The sequence below is a fragment of the Chryseobacterium potabilaquae genome, assembly GCF_902728265.1.
Classification (GTDB): Bacteria; Bacteroidota; Bacteroidia; order Flavobacteriales; family Weeksellaceae; genus Chryseobacterium; species Chryseobacterium potabilaquae.
This window is the reverse complement of sequence record NZ_CACVBR010000047.1, coordinates 1-21,063: the sequence shown is the minus strand read 5'-3', so window position 1 is coordinate 21,063 and position 21,063 is coordinate 1. Positions and strand designations below refer to the sequence as shown.

Here is a 21,063-nt window from a genome sequence, read left to right as displayed (position 1 = left end):
AAGATGCAGCAAATTTGAAATGCTATACAAACAAATGGTTAATAGATTTATAAATTAATAATTATTAATTTATAAATCCATCACATTAAAACATTGACAATTAATTAAATTTCTTTTGACGATTGTTGTTTTTGTATTTCTTTGATATATGCAGAAAGTGTGGTTTGGGTATTTTTCTTAAACGCAGCTGTGAATGCCTGGGCATTATTATATCCTAATTCATCTGCAATAATGGCTAATTTATAAGCCCGAAACAATTTATCCTCTACCAGTCGTTTTAAAGCATAATCAATACGCAAGTCATTAAGGTAAGTTGTAAAACTCTTTTCTTTATGACTATTAATCACTTCAGATAGATAAGCAGTATTAGTATTTATAGATTGGGCAAGACTGGACAGGGTTATTCCTTTTTTAAGAAAACGTTGATGTTTTTCAAAATATTCAAGCTCTTTCAGAATGGTTTGTACCACTTCTTCAGGAATATTTTTGATAGTTTTTTCTTCTTGTTGTAGTGGTTTTTCAATGAAAATTTCTTTTGCCTCCGCTTTGGTTTGTATTTTATTACGTTCTTCAACAGAATGAATAAGATTTTGGGCTATTTTCTCATTTTTTCTCACCAATTTTCTTGATTTGTAGTATAAAAGTAGTAGTGTCAAAAGTAGCAGAGTCATAATTCCTATTGTAAGATATGATAGGAGTTTTCTCTTTTTTAGTTCATCAATTATATTTTCCTTTTCTTGTAAAAGATTCGGAGTATCATACTTTTTTGGTAACTCTGTTAATAAGTACTGGAACTGCTCATCCAGTTTCTTATCTGTCTTTAAGAAACGATCAATATAATAAAGCTGTTTTTCTTTGTCATTTTTTTCTTTATAATAATCTATGAGATAAGTATATATTTCCCGGAGCTCAGGAAAGGTAATATCAGTCTTTTGTAGGTTAGAATCTAACTTAGTGTATGTTTCTACAACTTTTTCTTTGTTTTTTAAGCCATAATAAGCTTTTCCTAAATTATAAAGTGCAATATTAGCATTATTTGGATTGATTCTTATTATATCATCATACACTTTGGATAGTTTTGTAACGGTAGTTTTATATTTTCTCAGTTTTAGGTCATATTTTGCTGATAAAAAAGAATATAAACTAATATCATACGTATTTTTACTAGTAATGGCGGATACTTGTCCCTCCCGAATCAGAATATTTGCAGAATCCAATTTATTAATATCAAGATAACAGCTTATGAGTGCTATACGCATTTGGTTGTGCTGATAATCATCAGTTATGTCCTTTCTATTATACAGATAATGTCTGAATATTTTTGCCGCTTCTGCATTTTTTCCAATATAGCTGTTAATGTAAGCAATATTTATGTCAGCATAGGCAACTTGTCTTTTATCATTTCGTTCTTTTGCATATTTCAGCCCTAAAATATAACTATCTAACGCTGCTTTTAAATTATCATTTTTATAATATAAGTTCCCTTTTATCAAATAAGTTCTTGCAGGATAGAGGCTTCCTTTTATATCTTTTGTAATTGCAGCTATGCTATCAATGTACTTTAAAGCAACGGGAAAATCTTTATTAAAATGTATAAGGTTATAGCCCTCCGCTATTTCGAGTGCATTTTTTTCCTTTTTAGCTTTTTGAAGGTAATATTTTGCTATTTGTTCAGACTGCGGAAATTGATTATGATCGTAATAATCATAAAATTTATTTTTTAGCTGGGAATATTTAAATTCATATAAAGCATCAATATTATTGTTTTGAGCGGCCGCCAAATTATTAAACAATAATATTATAATTGAGAATATATTCTTCATCATTTTGTAATACGCTGCAAATTTACATTTTTATTCATCAAATTGGAATTCCTATGAAATTTCAAGAAAGCACAATTAAGTATTTAATAATTAGAATTTTAGTTTATTTTTTAACATGATGAATTTCTTAACCAAATTCCTAAAAGAAAATTTTATTTAGAAAAAAGGCTGCAGTTCGATAAAAGACAAGGGTATTCCGTATCAAATTTAATATAACTAACAATGATAAATATTTTTATTTAAAGAAAAATGGTAATGAAAAAGCTGCAAAACTTTATTATCGGGAAGGTTTTTTAGGCAAAGAGCAGCTTCTTTACGATCCGGTTAATTATAAAAGTAATGAACCAAATCATGAATTTATAATTAATTACATTAGCCCAGACCTAGTTGGGAATAAGACTGCTATTGCGATGGTAGAAAAAGGGAAAGAACTGGCAGAGGTTATTATTATGGATGTGAAGAACAAATATATTTATCCTGAAGTAATTACCAATACAATGCCCGCAAATGTAGGAGGAATAAAGTGGTTGAATGATAATTCACGATTTTTCTATACTTATTTTCCGATTAATAATCCTAAATCTCAGGATTTCTATAAAAATACACAAGTTATTTTATACAAAATAGGGACAAACCCAAAAGAGTTGACAGATATTTTTTCTGCTAAAAATAATCCAGAGCTAAAACTAGATGAAAAAAAGTCCCCTATTATTTTAGATTCAAATGATAAATATTATGTAGGAATGTTGCTTGATAATAATTATTACAGGCAAACATTTATAATTCCTAAACAAGATTTATTAGAAGATAAAAAAACATGGAAACCCCTCTATACTAAAGAAGATAAAGTTAGATCTTTACAGTTGGTAGATAATGATTTGTATTTTTTATCTCAGTATAATGCTCAAAATTACAAACTTTGTAAAACTAATATATTAGTTCCAAATTTTAAAAACCCTGAAATTCTTATTCCAGAAAGAAATGATGAGATGATAGGACAATATAGATTTACTAAAGATGGTATTTATTACACAACTACAAAAAATGGAGTTGAAGCAAAACTATACTTATATAAAGAGGGAAAAAGCATTCCTATCAAACTACCTTTCCCTTCAGGAAATATCAATTTGCAAGCAAAAGGAAAAGATTTTTCAGAGATTTGGATAAGTTGTTCCGGCTGGGCAAATGAAGAACAGCGTTTTAAATATGACCTCAAAAAACGTTCTTTTCTTCCTGAAAACATTACCCCGATTACAAAATATCCTGAGTTTGATGATATAATAGTTGAAGAAATAACAGTGAAAGCAAGAGACGGCGAAGAAATACCTCTATCACTCATATACAATAAAAATATAAAACGAAATGGAAATAATCCGGTTCTAATTGATTCGTATGGTTTTTATGGATATTCTCGTAATCCATTCTTTGCACGAACCTATTTATTGTGGGTAAATCAGGGAGGAGTAATGGCTGTGGCTCACGTAAGAGGAGGAGGAGAAAAAGGAGAGCAATGGCGTTTAGGAGGATATAAAGAAACAAAACCTAATACTTGGAAGGATTTAATAGACTGTACAGAATATTTAATCAAGGAAAAATATACCTCAAAAAGTAAAGTAGCAATTTGGGGAGCAAGTGCAGGAGGAATTACAGTAGGACGAGCCATGACAGAGAGACCGGATCTATTCAAAGCTGTAATTCTGGAAGTACCTACAACCAATGTATTAAGAGATGTCCTCTCTATCAGCAATAATGCAGATGAATATGGAACATTAAAAGACTTTAAAGGGTTTAAAGCTTTACTAGAAATGGATGCTTATTACCATATCAAAAAAGGAATCAAATATCCCGCAACATTTATCACCGGAGGAATAAATGATCCTAGAGTTCCAGTTTGGGAACCTGCAAAATTTGCCGCCAAATTAATGGCTAATAACGTTTCAAAAAATCCTGTATTACTTCAAATAGATTATGAAGGAGGACATGGAGTCAATACAACTGCTGTTCATGGGCATTCAAACCTCTCTGATATTTTTGCTTTTGCATTCTGGCAACTAGGCCATCCCGATTACCAGCCAAAAGAAAACACAAAAAAATAAATATCACGTTTTCCTCACCAATTTTATGATGAATATGTAGTAAAGATGAAATTATATATTTAGAACTGAAAGAAATCTGTGCCAATCCAGTATTTTAAGAAGCTATTTATTTAGCTTCACTAAATTTGCATGACGAGGTAGCTAAATGGATTAATTCAGAAAAATAGTTTTTGCCAAAAGAATATCAAAACTAAAACAGACCATATTAAAATACTATAGCCGAATAAGTACACGCTGTACTCCATTCGGCTTATTTTCATAGGTTGGTTTAGGGGAATTTAAAGACACTTTTTCCCCTAACCCTTAAAAACCAATAATCTACAGCCGGCAACAAAATCCGGGAGCTGGATATACATTTTCTGCTAAGTTTATCACAAAATTTGGTAAAAACATCTGAAATAAGAAATCAACTTTTATTTTCACCCAACAACAGTATCTATAGGTTCAGAAATAAAATCCGCTATGTGGAATATGAATATAAAAGTGGAAAAAAATTATACCATTTCATCAGTTCCATTTTCAAATGAATTACACCCAATATTATTTTTCAAAACAAGTTAAAAACCATTGGAGACTTAGCAAGCATTCTTGTTAATGATGAAATAGCAGAAGATGAAGCCAAAATCGAAAATCCATCTGTAAAAATATGCTGAAATTGAAAAAGAGTAGTATTTAGAGGTTCAGTTTTTTTACATTGAGAAAAATAACCATCTTTTTTCATAATATTTTTCTTTATTTAAATTAATATTTCTCAAAAATGTGTAATTTTAAATGATCTTGTTTTTGAGAGAAGACAATATATTAAATAAATTATCTTTCATTATGTATTTATTTGATATCTGCTAATTAAGCTCTATTTATAAAAAATTAAAATATTTACTTCTTAAATAAGAGTATATTCTTAAATTTATTCTTAGTTGAATAATAATTATTGTTAATCAGGCTCTCATTTTTCAACTGAGAATATATATTTAGTTAAATAAGATAGGAGGTTTATCATAAACACCATCTTTTAAAATCAAAATCTATGTTAAGCCATAAAACATCTGTCCATTTTGTAAATGCAGAAGGGAATGGAAATAAAATTTTAATTGTTCCCACCTTTGTTTTATTATACTGGAAAAAGTTTCTTTTTATCATAAGTAGCATTTTGTTCATACTTTTAGTGATTATTGGAGTTTTTATTTATCAAAAAACCAGCGACCATTATAAAGAAAAGCTAAGAAAAGCAAATTATATCAAAAGGCAAATTGACCTACAGAAACTAAAAAAATCATTTAAATCTATCGATGAAAGTATATATCGTATTAATCAATTTATGTGGCAAAGAGATTTGGAGAATTTTCAAATGAAAAATATAGGAGGTGGAGAAAAATTGGAAATAGTAGATGTTAATGAAGTCACTTCTTTTTATGTTGATTATATTAATGATTTAGAAAATGTTATTACAAAATTACCATTAGGTAAACCTTATATGGGAACTATTACGTCTCGCTTTGGAACAAGAGCAAATCCTTTTTCAGGATATGGAGCCGAGAGTCACTCGGGTATTGATTTTAGAGGAAAAAGTGGAGATGTAGTGAGGTCAACAGCAAAAGGCAAAGTAAGTTTTGCAGGTGTAAAAGGAGGGTACGGAAACTGTATTATTATAGATCATGATTATCATTTACAAACATTGTATGGTCATCTTTCATCAATCAATGTAAAAAAGGGGGAAGAAGTTAGAATTGGAAGCGTTATTGGAAAGATAGGAAGTACAGGAAGAAGTACTGGTCCTCACCTTCATTATGAAGTTCACTTTAAAGGGACTAGAATAAATCCCGAACAATATTTAAATTTAAAATAAAATACACATGATGTTTAATAACAAAACTAAATCTACTTCAAATGGCAAGATAAATAATGAAGTAATTACCTCCATTATTGGAGAGGATATGATCATAACAGGAGATATTACCTCGAAAACTAGTATCCGAATTGACGGAACTATTTTAGGAAACGTAAATACTGAGAAATTAATTGTGTTAGGAGAAAAAGCAAATGTTACAGGAAATTTGAAGAGTAAAAGTATAATTATATATGGAAAGCTAGAAGGAAATATAAATGCTGATGAAATGCAATTAAAAATGACAGGGATGGTTAATGGAGATATTTCTGTTAAAACAATAGAAATAGAAATGGGAGGTAAGTATAACGGCAACTTAATGATGAATGATGAACAAAGAGAAATTAATAGAGGATTAAATAGTAAAGAAGATAAAAAACCATTAGTGAGTGCTATCAATTAACTAAATTGGAGGTCAGCTCACCTTTAAAATGGTACTGTTTAATTAACTAAAAATGACACAGATTTTGAACATATTTTTCCAACACCTTTTTGAGCATATAATAGGCTAGGAAGATATTCATTTAATAACTCTTTAGAAATTGAGAACAAATGCCTTAGATCCCTTAGAAAACTGCCGGAGGTTTGAAAACGTTGTTTTTTTGCAGATTTGGAATGACAACCTTTTATTAAAATCTATAATAACTTTTGAAATTATTAGATTTTGAATCGGTATAGCGGATTTTGAAAGTTTAATTTTAAATAACTTATTATTAACGAGTTAAACATTCACTGAGATTATTAAAATTGGCATGTTCCTTATGGGGAATTTCATGTTGTTTAGACCTTTTATATATTAATAAGATTAATAACTACTACAATATCAGAAACAATGTAATAAATCAAATATCAGAATTGTCTTTATGTCATAAGCCGATAACTAATGAAACAAACTTTCTTAGTCTTATTCTTTATAAATATTTCATTTTTAGGATTTTGTCAAAAAGCAGAACAGACAAAATCTATTGACAACTATCTCACCGAAATAATGAAAACTTTTGAGATTTCTGGTTTGGCTGTTGGCGTTGTAAAAAATGATAAAATAATTTTCCAAAAATATTACGGTAGAGACTACTTGAAATCTGATAAAAAAGTGGATTCACATTCTCTTTTTAGGGTTTACTCTACCACAAAATTGATTACCAATGTTGCCGTTTTTCAATTAATTGAAAAAGAACAACTTTCGTTAGATGATAAAATCTCAAAATATGTTGCCCAGCTTCCCAAAGAATGGCAAGAGGTTCAAATAAAGAATCTTTTATCCCATTCATCTGGTATTCCTGATTTTGCGCGTTATGAAGATATTCCAGTTGATGCTTCTAATACCCAAGTTTTTGAACGACTAGCAAAAGAAAAAATGGAATTTAAAACTGGAAATCAGTACAGTTACAACCAAACCAATTATATGCTTTTGGCAATGATTATCGAAAAGATAAGTGGACAAACATTTGAAGATTATGTCTTGAAAAATCAATTTTCTGACGCAAAGAACAAAGTAATATTTTCTTCCAATTCTCTTGAGGAAATTCCGAATCGTATTCAAAAATATTATTATAATGACTCTATCAAACAGTTTCAAAAATTAAAACATGTGGGTGGTCGGAGGTCACATTCGGCTAATGGATTGGCAATCTCTCTTCCTGATTTTTTGCAGTGGAGCATTCATCTCAAGAAAAATCAACTCCTGAAAAACGAGACAAAAAAATTGATGTGGAAACCGTTTGATTACACTAATAAACAAGATATTTTTGCACACGGCTGGGAAATTACCAAAACCGGAAACGTTACTTCTTATGGCTTTTCGGGTGGGAACGTTAGTGCTTACAGTATTTTTCCTAAGAATGATTTATCCATTGTTTTGATGTTCAATGGCTACAGATATAATTTTTTTGCACCTCAATATTTGATCATCAATCACATTGCAGGATTGATTGATAAGAATTTGGCAAATCCGTATTTATCCAGGGAAGAATCTGTTATTTCCGATCTCATTAATAAGCCTCATACCAAAAAGGAAATGTATGGTTATCGGATGGTGAATGATAAAGTAGTTTTCACTTATAAAATTCCTAAAAACTTAAATGCTAAAGCGATAACGAACATGTCGGTTGCTGGTACATTCAATGATTGGAATCCTGAGAATATGGCTTATCAAATGATTGCTAAAGACAAAAACACATTTGAATTAGCGTTGCCGAAATCTCAATTCGAGAAAGGAAAAATATATGAGTTCAGATTCGTCATGAACACAAATGGCTGGTTCACGACACCTTATAATGCCCTCAATACCAATGGAAATCCAAAGGATAATAATTTAATTTTTACAGTTGATTAATTATTTTTACAATTAAACTGTCAGATCAAGTTGTGATTATTACACGTCATCACTTTGCAGAGGAAGTAATTATTTTAATATTTAAACTTCCTATCTTCTTCCCTAATGGGCAAATCATTAATACTTGCATATCTCTTCATCATGAGTCCATTTTCATCAAATTCCCAATTTTCGTTTCCATATGCTCTGAACCATTTACCCTCTTGGTTCATATATTCATATTCGAATCTTACTGCAATACGATTATCCGTATGCGCCCAATATTCTTTTTTAAGCTTATAGTTTAATTCATTCTTCCATTTGTTACTAAGAAATTCAACAATTTCTTCTCTACCATTGATAAATTTATCTCTATTCCTCCATTCGCTATCAAGGGTGTAAGCTTTCGAAATTTTTTCAGGGTTCTTAGTATTCCAAGCATCTTCTGCAAATTGTATTTTCTGCAATGCAGTTTCCAATGTAAATGGTGGTAGTGGATGTTTTTTTTCCATTTTTATTAAATTAAATTATTAATAATTATTTTTGATTTTTCAATCAAATGATTCGATTTAAATAATTGGCTTTCAATGATGGAACTTTCAAAAAGCATATAGATATGATCTGAAACATTTTCATCATTTATAAGGGATGAGAAAAAATTTCGAAGATCTTTTTTATGTTCCTGAATTGCGTTTAAAATTTTAACATTGTCATTTGGGATCTCAGATAAAATATTTAAGAAACTACAACCCCTAAAATTTTCCTTTGAGTTCATATAAATTAAAAAATCAAATGATGAAATAACTTTTGATTTGATATCTTCTTCATTATTTATAAAAATATTTAACTCATTAAACCAGTAAGTATGCCTGGCATTTAAGAAGGCAATACACAGATCCTCTTTAGATTTAAAATGTTGATAAAAACTCGCCTTTGCAACATTTGCATCGGAAATAATTTGGTTAATTCCAGTAGAATTATAGCCTTGATTTGCAAAAAGGACCAAAGTCACTGCCATAATTCTTTCTTTCGGTGATACCATATATTAATTTTTATAAGACAAATATAATCAAATTTTAAAACATACAAACCAGTCTGTCTACATGAATGATTATATTTATTTCCGTAATATTTAAAAAAGTAAATTTCATAAACTCATTTTACGAAATTAGAAGTCAATTGCTTGGATCGGATACCACAAATTCGTTGTTATTTCTACTTCAAATGAAAAGTGAAAGAAACATCTGTCAAATTAATAAACCAAAAAAATTTTTTCCTTAGCTCTACTACTTGGACACGCTAAATAAGAAAACACTGATTCATAATCATTTAAATACTAAATCCATTTAATTTTTATATTTAAAATAAAAAATTTGTCATTTTTTTATTACAAAGCAATATTTCATAGGATTTTAGTTATAAATTTGCAATCGGAAGTAGAGTTTCCATCATCAAATGTTAGTATGAGATAAATCTCGTACGTAAATTGAAATTAAGAAGGCAGTCTTTTCTGGCTGCCTTTTTCATAAAAAACAACCCAAATACAATCAAATATACACACTTTCATTTCCTATTAATTTTTACATCCAAAAATAGAGTTGCAAAAACTTTATAAGCAAATCCTGATCAAGTTTATCAGGATTTGGGTTTGGAAAATATACCTTAATGGAAATCTTCAATAGTTCTCCATCTTCCTTCATTATAACCTGCATAAATACCTTTAAATTTTACGATTAAGCCATAAAATTTGTCATTTTTTTATTACAAAATGAAATTCCGTAGGATTTTTACTATAACTTTGTAGCCGGAATAAGAGTTTCCACATCAAATGTTTTTAAGTCCGTCTCACTAATAGTGAAAACGGACTATTTTTTTAGTACTTCAAATTTTAAAAACTATTTTCATCTAAACAATTCCAAAACTATAACATTTAGTTATAAAATGGTTCATATGCAAAAGAGGCTAACCTTTATGGAAAGCCTCTTTTGGCTTGAAAAATGTTCTCACATTTTTCAAAATATAATTTAGTTATGAATGTTTACATTAATTACAGAGAGTTAGAAATTGATGATTCATCTGAACTCTATATTTTTCTTTAGACTTTAGCTTAGCTTGGATAGAATAATCCAAAGCTTGGATTGATATAAGCTTTTTATCAATAAAGTCAGCAATATGAACAATCGAAAAAATAAAATCTCTGTACTTTTGTATATCAACTGTTTGTCCATAAGAAGGAAGATACGCTTTTAAAAAAGGAAGTGTTCTCTGATGCTTATCGTAATCAATGCAATATTCAGCGCCTTCTCTCGAAGTGATAATACTAAAGTTATTGATATAATATTCTACTTTTTCAGTAGTATTGAAAATTATGTCATTTTTTATAAAATGTCTATTAATTTTATCCAAAATATATTGAGCGTATTCCATCATGGTAATCGTTTTCAGCTCAATTTTATGTTCTATCTCCTTTACGAGATTTATTGATTTACCATCATCACAACTTGTACAAAAAGAAATTCCTATTCTTTCATAATAAGGAAAAAAACAATCTTTAATGACAATGGAGGCATCAGCCTGTATTTTATCGTTTGTAAAATTGTAATACAGATAAGGACTATACATCTCTACAAGATTTTTGAGATAATCTAATTCACTTGTATTATGATATTTTTCAAACCATTTTTCGAGATTATTATAATAATTATTTTCAAATTCTTTAAAACTTAAATAAAAGGGTACTTCCATAGCTTTATAATTTTGATATGACAAAGCTATTTCAGAAGCACGACAAAACTCGACGTTTTATTTTTTTTAATTCAAAAAATTGAAAAGATATGATATTCTGAAAAGATTAAATCCTGTAAATACTTTTATATCAATCATTTATCATAATTTCTCATGAGGAATTCAAAATAATGAATCATTTTCAAATAATTTTCAATACTGATATATTCATTGGTACTATGCATAGACTGTCGTTCGAAACTATTAATTTTTATAGGCATGAAACGATAAATATTTTTGCTAACAATTTGATACTTATAGGCATCCGTTCCACCCACTGTTAAATATGGGGTAATAAGAGTTTTCGGATGAATCTCTTTAATAGCTGATTCTATCATTTGATAACTTTTAGTATTCGTTGATGACACCGACGAAGATTCTCTCGAATTATCAACCTGCTCTACCTCAACATCAAAACCTTTTGTTGCATTGGCAATATGCTCTTTTACTTCTTTTATTGTATTTCCGGGGAGAAGCCTAAAGTTAACAACAAACTCCACTTCCGGAGAAAGAACATTGGTTGCATTACTTCCCTTCATCATGGTTAAAGCTGTGGTAGTACGAACTAATGCATTGGTCCCAATATTTTTGGTTAACTGCGACAAAAGTAAGGGTTTCAAAAGCCATTGATTAGAAATAGCAAGCCTATTGGTAAAAGGCATTGAACCTCCTATATTAATAAAAAACTCATTAAGCAAAGGTGTTACGACCGGTTTCATCTGATGCTCTTCCAATCGTTGCATGATAACAGCAGCTTTTCCAATTGCCGTTTTCATAGGAGGCATTGAAGAATGACCACCTAAACCTTTTACTTTAATTTTCATGGATAAAAAGCCTTTTTCCGCACAACCTATGACTGCTACATCAGAATCTATCCCGGAGACACTCCCCTTCTCTAAAATTAATCCACCTTCATCATATACTGCTTCAAATTTCAATCCTTGTTTTTTAAAATGAGCAGCAATTTTTTCTGCACCTCTTTTTCCTCCCACCTCTTCATCAAAACCAATAGCTAAATAAATATCTCGTTGGGGAACATATTGACTTTTTATGAGATTAGATAGAGATTCCATCAATGAGAAAAGCATTCCTTTCATATCTATTGCCCCTCTTCCATATATTTTACCATTTGCTACAGCTCCAGAAAATGGTGCATACTCCCAATCTTCGGCTACTTTTGAAGCAGCAGGTAATACTTTATCATCAGGTCGAAAAATATGTTCTTCTTTATTTTTTACATCAGCATCACCGGGTGGTACAACATCCATATGAGAAAGGAATAATAGCGGTTCAAGATTAGAATTACTTCCTTTTAGCCTAAATATTAAAGCATATTGATTAATTTCAAAATTTTCTGTGTTTTGATATACTTCCGGAAAAGACGTTTGTAAATATTGTTTAAATAGAGCAAAAGGAGCAAAATCAAATGTTCCTAAACTTCCTGTAGAAACGGTGGGAATTTTTATTCCTCCAGATAATCTTCGGACAGCTGAATCATTTTTCATTAATTTCCAACCATTTACATTTGAACTAGCAACTTCTTTTTTAAAAGGATATGTATATGTTTTAATTAATAAAACGGCAAATAACAGAATAATAATTCCAAAGAAAACCAATACGATTTTTTTCATAATAATTGTGAATTTAGTTTTATGGTATATTTGATGAAAACAAATATAATTAAAACCCATTGTGAATTTTGATAATTTTAGGTATAAAATCACGATGTAGAATTAATTTTAATTGTTATTACCTGTTCATATTTAAACTTGTAATTCAATATCTATTTTCACACATATTATTCTTCCAAAATCTTTTGAAACTAGAGATTTCAATTCAAAATATACGATGAGGATAATTAAAGATATTTTTATCATATATAAACTCACCTTTGAATATTACAAATAACACCTAATGCTCATATGCTATTTTATTATCCATCTCTTGCTTTCTTTTTTTTATAAAGTCTGTGGGTCGAATTCCATTGATTTCATAAAAAAGATCCGAAAAATTTTGTCTCGATGCAATACCGCATTCTTTTGCCAAACTTTCAATACTATATTTAAGGTATTCTTTATTTTCAAAAAGTAAAACAGTAATATAATTAATCCTTAATTCACTCAAATACTTATTAAAATTTACTCCTTTATATTCATTAATTACTTGAGAGAGGTAATTAGAATTGGTACCGAGCTGTAGGGCAAGTTTATTGATTGTAAGACCTTTTTGAATAAATTCCTTTTTATCTTCAAATATTCTAAGTTTACCCAACAATTCTTCCACTTTATTTTCGTCTAATCCACTTTTCTTTTCGTTAGAAATTAAAATTGACTTTTCAGCCTCCTCTTGATCCATCACAAATTTTTCTTCCAATACCCTATATTTTTGTTGAATATCTTTTCCCATTTTATACCTTATGATAAGTAAAATAATTAGGATAATAGCCAAAAAAAGCAAACCTATAATCATATATTCTCCCCTCGAGTTTGCTTTTTCAAGTTTATTTTTTTCATCCAACAGCATTGTTGTATCATATTCTTTATGAATTTTTGGAGATAAATACACAAAATCTTTAGAAATAATACTATCGACTTTTAAAAGCTGGCCCGTAAAATACAACTGCTTTCCTTCATCATTTTTTTGTTTATAATATTTAATAAGTAGTTCGTAATTTTCTCTTAATTCAGGCAAAACAAATTGATGTTTTTGAAAAATCGAATCCACTTTAGTAAAATATAAAACAGATTCTACATCATTCTTTAATCCCAAATAGCTTTTACCAATATAAAAATACCCCATAGAGAGCCAAGCAAAGTCACGACCTATTTTAATAGATGAAACAGATTGATTTAAATAATTAATTGCCGGAGAATACAGTTTTTTCTGATAGTCTGATATCCCCTTACAAATTAAGAAATATCCCTTCTCTTGATTATAGTTCTTATCCGTTCCTACGTCTGAGAACCCTACCCTTATAAGAGAATCAGCTTTTTTAAACTGACCTAGATTACGATAGCAGATAATCGCTTGATGTACACTATTTAAATACCCTTTTTTATTATTATAAATTTCATTAGGATGGAGATCAGCCTTTGTTTTGGAATGATAATATGTAATACAATTTTTAAAAAGAGATAAGGCTTCTTCATAATACCCCAAATAGCTTTTTACTACCCCAATATGATATAAGTTCTGGTATTTTAAAAAATCGTTTTTCGTATTTTTTGAATATTGATACGCTATCAGATATTCATTAAGTGCATATTGATATTTTTTAAAGTAATAATAATAAACCACACCTTTATCTAAATAAGCAGTTCCTATCAAGTCTTTATTTTCAGAAAGTTTGGCTGCCCAAATTGCACTATCAGCATATTGAACTTTCTGATCATTCAACGAAGAATAAAAGATTCCATCCTTATATCCCTGAAAGAGCTTCTCATAGTTTCTCTCTTTTTTCGCCTTATCTATATAAAGCTGAATCAATGGGAATGCTTTATTATTATTTTCTTCTAAATTTTCATACCCTACTCTCAATTTATAATAATCACTGTATACTTCTTGAGAAAAAATAAGTTTAAAAAATGTAACAGATAATGTGAATACTAGTTTTTTTATCACTTTTAATTATTAATTTTAGTATGATTTACAACCAAAAATACAGAAATTCCATTAAATTTTATTAATATAAATCGAATAAATATCACCAATTATAGAAATAAAAAAACATAATATAAAACCCTAATTATCAAATATTTAAAAACGTCTCAATTCATAAATTAGGACGTCTTAATTTCTGAATCAAGACAACACCTCCTTTTTTTAACCATTTTATGCTTATAATTTCAACCCCGTAAATCTAAAGGTATCTGCCTCATTGGGATAACTTTTAAATCAAGAGTTTTATGAAAAAGATTATCTCTTTAACCACTTTATTAATAATGATTATGATGACAGCTCTATCTTGCAGACAAGATGAAATCAATGATCAACAAGATGAAGTAATCATAACGAACAATATGAGTACAATAAATAGTACCGAGTGTATTGACACCCTACAAGTGGAGAACAGCACTTTAAATCCAGATCCTCCTATAAAAAATGGCACCCACTGGAAACGATAAACACCATATTTAATATACTTAAAACTAATAACCATGTTAATTATATAATTTAGTGGATAATAACTCTAAATTATATGGGTTCAGGAATCACTGAACCCTTTATGATGAACCAAATCAATGCTCATAAATGTGAAAAGAGACTATCGTTTAATGGTCTCTTTTCTTTTAAAACATTAAAGATTTATAATCACTTCCAGCCTCCGCCTAAGCTCTTATAAATATCAACAACTGTACTGAGTTGTTTTTGTTTTGCCTCAACTAATTCCATTTTAGCATCCAAAGCATCTCTTTGATTAAGAAGAACTTCGAGATAATCTGCTCTTGAATTTCGGAACAGCTGATTCGCAATATCGATCGATTCTTCCAAGGATTTGGTCTCCTGAGATTTCAATTGATAATATTGATCAATATTTTTAATTTTTGACATCAAATTTGCTACATCTAAATAGGCATTTAGAATCGTTTTATCATACTCATATAGAGCTTGAATTTGTCTCGCATCCGCAGCTTGAAAATTAGCTTTAATGGCACTTTTATTAATAAGAGGCCCAGCCAACTCTCCTCCCAAATTATACGCAATAGATTCCGGCATTTTTACCAAATATGACGGTTTAAAAGCTTCAAGTCCTAAGGTTGCAGAGATATCTAATGTAGGATAAAACTCTTTTCTAGCCACTTCTACATCGAGTTTTGAAGATTTCAATTCCAACTCTGCTTGCTTAATATCAGGACGGTTTCCTAAGAGCTGTGAAGGAATTCCTGTATATATCGTTTGCGGAATGGTAGACATAAAGTTTTCTTTTGTTCTTACAATAGGTTGCGGATAACGCCCTAAAAGAGCATTAATCTGATTTTCTTTTTCTGTAATATCTTGACGAATAGTATATTCCGTCGCTTTTGATTTCGAAAGTTCCGCTTCAAATTTTTTCACAGCTAGTTCCGTAGCTGCTGCCGCTTCTTTTTGAATCTTTGAAATTTCTAATGCCTTCTGCTGAAGCTTTATATATTGTTGAATAATATCCAACTGATTATCCAAGGCCAATAATTCATAATAGTTATCCGCGACCTCCTCAATAAGATTGGAAAGAACAAAGTTTTTCCCTTCTACAGTTGAAAGGTAATGGGCAATTGCAGATTCTTTTTCTGTTCTTAATTTTTTCCAAATATCAATTTCCCAGTTTGCTGTTAAGCCTCCTTCAAAATTTCCTAGAGGATCAGGCATTTCTCTTCCGGGTTCAATTTCTGTGGTAGCATCCCCGGCTCCTTCACTCGTATACCTTCCTGATTTTTTCACACCGACACCTACTCCAGCCGAAACAGTGGGTGTTAATTTTCCTTTTTTAGCTAAAACTCCACTTTTCGCAATTTCAATTTGCTGCAAAGTGATCAATAATTCCTGATTATTTTTTAAAGCAGTTTCAATCAACACTACTAAATTCGGATCAGTGAAAAATTGTCTCCATGGAGTTGTTCCACTATTAGTATTTGTATCCACCTGCTCTTCTTGATTAAAATTCTGAGGGATATTCTCTTTTACCTCATCTTTTATTACAGTCGCCAGTGGGGCTTTACAACTGCTTAAAACAATTGATAAGACAATGGCGGTGATTATATTTTTAGTCTTCAAATTTTCCATCATGTTCATAAGGTTCTGTTTGTTCAGTTAAAGGGTTTTCTTCTTCATATTTTGCTAATCTTGACTTTTCAGCAAGCGTCCCAAAAATGTAGTATAATCCAGGAATAATCATTAATCCGAAAATAGTTCCGATCAACATCCCTCCTGCTGCAGCGGTACCAATCGTTCGGTTACCAATAGCTCCTGGTCCCGTAGCAACAACTAAAGGAATGAGCCCTGCAATAAAAGCAAAGGAAGTCATCAAAATAGGACGAAAACGAATAGCAGCACCTTCAATAGCAGCTTTTGCTACAGGAATATTTTCTTCAGCCTTTTTCTGAACCGCAAACTCCACAATCAATACTGCATTTTTTCCTAAAAGTCCAATTAGCATTACCATCGCAACCTGAGCATAGATGTTATTTTCCAGCCCTAGTAATTTTAAGCATAAAAATGCTCCAAAGATCCCTGTTGGTAATGATAAGATTACCGGTAACGGAAGAATGAAACTTTCATATTGAGCGGAAAGGATTAAATACACAAATACCAAACATACTAAGAAAATAAAAACAGCTTCATTTCCTCGACTTACTTCATCTTTGGAAATCCCTGCCCAATCAATCCCAAAACCTCGAGGTAATGTTTTATCTGCTACCTCTTGAATGGCATTAATGGCTTGTCCACTACTATAACCAGGTGCCGGAGTTCCACTTACTTCAGCTGAATTATACATATTATGTCTTGTAATCTCTGATAAACCATATACTTTTTCCATTTTCATAAAATCCGAATAAGGGACCATCTGATCCTTATCATTTTTAACGTATAGTTTTAAAAGATCCGTTGGCAACGCACGATATTGGGGTCCAGCTTGGACAATTACTTTATAAGGCCTATCGAAACGAATGAAACTAGTCTCATAATTCGAACCTATTAAGGTAGATAGATTATCCATTGCACTTTCAATAGTTACCCCTTTTTGTTCCGCCAGATCGTTATCGATTTTCAACATATATTGAGGAAAACTTGCCGAATAGAATGTAAATGCAGAACCCAGTTCAGGACGTTTTTTTAATTCCTTCACGAAGTCATTACTCACCTTTTCCATTTTATGATAATCCCCACTTCCTGCTTTATCTAAAAGCCTAAGCTCAAAACCTCCTGCAGCACCATACCCAGGGATAGAAGGGGGTTGAAAAAATTCAATATTGGCTCCTGGAATATTTTTAGCCTTTTCTTCTAGTTTTTCAATAATTTCTGCAGCAGACTCTTTCCTATCTTCCCAACTTTTAAGATTGATTAAACATGTTCCTGAATTAGAGCCTGTCCCTTCTGTTAATATTTCATATCCCGCCAATGAAGAAACAGATTGTACTCCCTCTACACTTTCAGATTCTCGCAATAACTCTTTGGCAATTTGATTTGTTCTTTCCAATGTAGAACCAGGAGGAGTTTGAATAATTGCATAAATCATCCCCTGATCTTCAGCCGGAATGAATCCAGAAGGTAAAGAATTGCTTAAAAAGAATGTACATGCACAAAATGCGACTAGCAAAGGAAGTGTAATTACTTTTTTAGTAACTGTTTTATTGAGCATTTTCTCATATTTCCCGGCTCCTTTCGTAAATAAACTATTGAATTTATCTAAGAATAGACTGATGGGAGTTTTCTTTTTAGCTTTTCCATGATTATTCTTCAAAATCAAAGCACATAAAGCGGGAGTTAATGTTAAAGCAACAACCCCTGAAAGTATAATCGCCGAAGCCATAGTGATTGAAAATTGACGATAAAATACACCGACAGGTCCTGACATAAAAGCAATCGGAATAAATACGGAAGCCATTACCAAAGTAATAGCGATAATAGCACCACTAATTTCATGCATCGCCTCTTCTGTAGCTTTTAATGGAGATAAATTCTTTTCCTCCATCTTAGCATGAACCGCTTCAATTACCACAATTGCATCGTCGACCACGACTCCAATAGCCATTACCAAAGCAAAAAGTGAAATCATATTCAATGTAATTCCAAAAGCAGACATCACGGCAAAGGTACCTACTAACGAAACGGGTACTGCTAATGCAGGAATTAAAGTGGAACGCCAGTCTCCTAAGAAAAGGAATACTACAATAGCAACCAAAACAAATGCTTCAAATAGCGTATGAATTACTTTTTCCATAGAGGCATCCAAGAATCTGGAAACATCATAGCTAATATCATAATGCATCCCTTTGGGAAAACTATTTTTCTGAAGATCTGTCATCAATTTTTTCACATTTTTGATAACATCACTTGCATTAGATCCATAGGATTGTTTTACTGTAATTGCTGCGGAAGGTTTTCCGTTTAATGTAGAATAGATATCATACATTGAAGAACCAAATTCCACATCTGCAACGTCTTTCAGCCTTACAAACTCTCCATTTGGTTTGGCCTTTAATATAATATTCCCATAATCTTTTTCATTATTAAAACGACCGGGATATTTGAGTATATACTCAAATGATTGCGATCTTTTCCCTGAACTTTCTCCTGTTTTACCCGGGGAAGCTTCTAAGCTTTGTTGATTCAACGCCTCCATTACTTCATCAGAAGAAATATTGTAAGCAGTTAATCGATCAGGCTTCAACCAAATACGCATAGCGTATTCTCTAGTTCCCAAAATATCAGCAAATCCTACTCCACTTACCCTCCTCAACTCAGACATTACATTAATATCCGCATAATTAAAAAGAAACTTTTGGTCAGCTTTCGGATCATCACTGTATAGGTTAATATACATCAACATATTAGGTTCTTCACGAGTGATCTTCACTCCCTCTCGAATAACGAGAGGAGGAAGTTTGTTAACCACTGAAGAAACACGGTTTTGAACGTTTACAGCGGCCACATTTGGATCTGTTCCCAGGTCAAATACGACTTGAATAGAGGCTTCTCCGTCATTACCGGCATCAGAAGTCATATATTTCATTCCGGGAACACCATTTAAACCTCTTTCCAACGGGATAACCACAGATTTGATCAATAATTCATTGTTTGCTCCTGGATACTCCGCCGTAATATTTACTTTGGGTGGCGAGATCGATGGAAACTGGGTTACCGGCAGTTTTACCAACGATAAAACTCCCATAAACACAATAATTAATGATATAACAATAGACAGAACGGGTCTGCGAATAAATTTCTTAAACATACTGCTTCATTTATAGGATCACTACTCTGCTTTTAGCTTCAAAGATTGAAGGACTTTTTTCGGATCTTGGAATTTCGTTGAAACTTTCTGATCATCTCTCACTTTCTGAACCCCCTCAATAAGTATTTTATCACCTGTAGAGAGACCTGAGCCTACTATATATAAATCAGGAAGTTCATAAGCCACTTTAATATTTTTAGACTTCACAACTCCCTTATTGTCCACCACAAAAACATACTTTTGATCTTGAATTTCATAAGTTGCTTTTTGAGGAATAATTAAAGCCTTTTTAAGAGGTAAAGTCATTCTTACTTTTCCTGTTTCCCCATTTCTCAATAATTTATCAGGATTCGGAAACTTAGCTCTGAATGCTATATTTCCTGTTTCATTATCAAACTCTCCTTCAATAGTCTGAATTTCCCCCTTCTGAGGAAGAAGATCTCCATTTGCCATTACTAATACCACCTCATTGCTTCCTCTATTGGCAGCATGAGTCTGATAACTTAAATATTCAGGTTCAGAAACATTAAAATAACTATACACACTTGTATTATCAGACAAGGAGGTTAGTAATTCTCCTTCATCAATCAAACTTCCTAATTTTAAGGGTATTCTATTAATCACTCCCGAAAAAGGAGCTTTAATATCTGTAAATGATAAATGGATCTGGGCCAATTTTGCTTCTGCATTTGCTGCATCTAATTTAGCTTGTGCCATTGCTCTTTCATTTTTAGAGACAATGTTATTACTTGCTAATATACTTGCATTTTTAAGCTCGATAGAAGCCTGTTCTACTTCTGCTTTAGCCTTTAATAACTCTGCTTGATACAGTTTAGGCATAATACGAAATAATGTTTGCCCGGCATGGACATATTGTCCCTCATCTACATAAATATTTTCCAAGAAACCTTTTTCCTGAGCTCTAATTTCAATGTTTTTTACGGATTGAATCTGAGCAACATATTCTTTATCAATTGTTGTATCCATAACAATGGGTGTAGTAACCGGATACACCACCGCTTCTTCTTTGTGTTCTTTCTTGTTGCTACAACTTAGGCACAACAAAAAACTACTTAGCACAATGCTAGTGATCACTCTTTTGGAGGGGCGGCAAGGATTCCTGCGTTAAACAGCCATCTTTACTATAACATATTGAAAAACAAATTATTGAGATTTATTAAGTTACAGGGATATTAAATTCAATTTCTGGACCTTCTCTCTCCATGTCT

General features: G+C 31.1%; 15 protein-coding genes. 6 read left to right on the top strand and 9 right to left on the bottom strand.

Going from position 1 to position 21,063, the window contains the following annotated elements:
• Positions 1 to 104 precede the first annotated feature (104 nt).
• A complete protein-coding gene (locus CHRY9293_RS16540; RefSeq protein WP_162033993.1) occupies positions 105 to 1,823 on the bottom strand; it encodes a helix-turn-helix domain-containing protein in 1,719 nt (572 codons plus the stop codon).
• Between the two features lie 200 nt (positions 1,824 to 2,023).
• Between CHRY9293_RS16540 and CHRY9293_RS16535 the strand changes: the two genes are divergently transcribed.
• The 5 genes from CHRY9293_RS16535 to CHRY9293_RS16515 all read left to right on the top strand — a co-directional run bounded on the left by CHRY9293_RS16535 (position 2,024) and on the right by CHRY9293_RS16515 (position 8,139).
• On the top strand, positions 2,024 to 3,919 hold the full coding sequence (locus CHRY9293_RS16535) for a prolyl oligopeptidase family serine peptidase (protein ID WP_317173938.1): 1,896 nt from the start codon (positions 2,024 to 2,026) through the stop codon (positions 3,917 to 3,919).
• Between the two features lie 163 nt (positions 3,920 to 4,082).
• Entirely contained in the window at positions 4,083 to 4,181 is a 99-nt protein-coding gene (locus CHRY9293_RS18965; RefSeq protein WP_162034000.1) for a lantibiotic dehydratase, read from the top strand.
• Positions 4,182 to 4,946: 765 nt separating this feature from the next.
• Entirely contained in the window at positions 4,947 to 5,765 is an 819-nt protein-coding gene (locus tag CHRY9293_RS16525) for a M23 family metallopeptidase (protein WP_162033991.1), read from the top strand.
• A 7-nt stretch (positions 5,766 to 5,772) separates the two neighbouring features.
• Complete coding sequence (locus CHRY9293_RS16520) at positions 5,773 to 6,207, top strand: bactofilin family protein (protein ID WP_228455575.1); 435 nt, start codon at positions 5,773 to 5,775, stop codon at positions 6,205 to 6,207.
• A 480-nt stretch (positions 6,208 to 6,687) separates the two neighbouring features.
• Complete coding sequence (locus CHRY9293_RS16515) at positions 6,688 to 8,139, top strand: serine hydrolase (protein ID WP_162033990.1); 1,452 nt, start codon at positions 6,688 to 6,690, stop codon at positions 8,137 to 8,139.
• 74 nt (positions 8,140 to 8,213) lie between these two features.
• Here the strand turns inward: CHRY9293_RS16515 and CHRY9293_RS16510 are convergent, their stop codons facing one another.
• The 5 genes from CHRY9293_RS16510 to CHRY9293_RS16490 all read right to left on the bottom strand — a co-directional run bounded on the left by CHRY9293_RS16510 (position 8,214) and on the right by CHRY9293_RS16490 (position 14,523).
• Entirely contained in the window at positions 8,214 to 8,630 is a 417-nt protein-coding gene (locus CHRY9293_RS16510) for a nuclear transport factor 2 family protein (protein WP_162033989.1), read from the bottom strand.
• Positions 8,631 to 8,635: 5 nt separating this feature from the next.
• Positions 8,636 to 9,160, bottom strand: a complete 525-nt coding sequence (locus tag CHRY9293_RS16505; RefSeq protein WP_162033988.1) for a TetR/AcrR family transcriptional regulator — start codon at positions 9,158 to 9,160, stop codon at positions 8,636 to 8,638.
• Between the two features lie 1,001 nt (positions 9,161 to 10,161).
• Entirely contained in the window at positions 10,162 to 10,863 is a 702-nt protein-coding gene (locus tag CHRY9293_RS16500) for a hypothetical protein (protein WP_162033987.1), read from the bottom strand.
• A gap of 134 nt (positions 10,864 to 10,997) precedes the next feature.
• Positions 10,998 to 12,533, bottom strand: a complete 1,536-nt coding sequence (locus CHRY9293_RS16495; RefSeq protein ID WP_162033986.1) for a M20/M25/M40 family metallo-hydrolase — start codon at positions 12,531 to 12,533, stop codon at positions 10,998 to 11,000.
• Positions 12,534 to 12,813: 280 nt separating this feature from the next.
• Positions 12,814 to 14,523, bottom strand: coding sequence for a helix-turn-helix domain-containing protein (locus tag CHRY9293_RS16490; RefSeq protein ID WP_162033985.1), 1,710 nt, complete (start codon positions 14,521 to 14,523; stop codon positions 12,814 to 12,816).
• 284 nt (positions 14,524 to 14,807) lie between these two features.
• Between CHRY9293_RS16490 and CHRY9293_RS16485 the strand changes: the two genes are divergently transcribed.
• Positions 14,808 to 15,026, top strand: coding sequence for a hypothetical protein (locus CHRY9293_RS16485; RefSeq protein WP_162033984.1), 219 nt, complete (start codon positions 14,808 to 14,810; stop codon positions 15,024 to 15,026).
• A gap of 187 nt (positions 15,027 to 15,213) precedes the next feature.
• Here CHRY9293_RS16485 and CHRY9293_RS16480 read toward each other — a convergent pair whose 3' ends face one another.
• From CHRY9293_RS16480 to CHRY9293_RS16470, 3 genes are read right to left on the bottom strand one after another with little or no spacing between them, the layout of a single operon-like run.
• Positions 15,214 to 16,671 carry a TolC family protein gene (locus CHRY9293_RS16480; protein ID WP_162033983.1) on the bottom strand — a complete coding sequence of 486 codons (1,458 nt, stop codon included), beginning with the start codon at positions 16,669 to 16,671 and terminating at the stop codon, positions 15,214 to 15,216.
• Entirely contained in the window at positions 16,643 to 19,834 is a 3,192-nt protein-coding gene (locus CHRY9293_RS16475; protein WP_162033982.1) for an efflux RND transporter permease subunit, read from the bottom strand. Before CHRY9293_RS16475 ends, CHRY9293_RS16480 begins: the two co-directional genes overlap by 29 nt.
• Before the next feature lie 21 nt (positions 19,835 to 19,855).
• Complete coding sequence (locus CHRY9293_RS16470) at positions 19,856 to 20,929, bottom strand: efflux RND transporter periplasmic adaptor subunit (RefSeq protein ID WP_162033981.1); 1,074 nt, start codon at positions 20,927 to 20,929, stop codon at positions 19,856 to 19,858.
• Between the last annotated feature and the right edge of the window lie 134 nt (positions 20,930 to 21,063).